Genomic DNA, 288 nt, shown 5'->3' on the forward strand with positions numbered 1-288 from the left:
GGTTAAAAAGAATATGCATCAGTGAGAAGTGCATAAAGATATGGGTGAAGTAGCGCCAGAATTCAAATTTTAAAACCGGATCGAACGGCCACGCCAGCCACACCATCACCGTCTGATCGCCGATGAGACTCATCGCAATATAGACCAGCACGCAGGCGAGCATCACGATCCAGGTAACAGGGCCGGCTCGTTCACGCAGCGTGGCGAGAAAGGGAAAACGGCGGTAGCGTAGCCCGCTGTTAGTCTGCCCGGACTGCCAGCTAGCCGCCAGATAACGCGGATCGCCGG

1 protein-coding gene is annotated in these 288 nt (G+C 55.2%); it reads right to left on the reverse strand.

Annotated elements, in window-relative coordinates; translation table 11 throughout:
- Nucleotides 1–288 (reverse strand): rhomboid family intramembrane serine protease (locus J4G32_RS21065; protein WP_210497644.1); only part of this gene is annotated, 288 nt, incomplete at both ends.

It is taken from the genome of Microvirga antarctica (assembly GCF_017921815.1).
Classification (GTDB): Bacteria; Pseudomonadota; Alphaproteobacteria; order Rhizobiales; family Beijerinckiaceae; genus Microvirga; species Microvirga antarctica.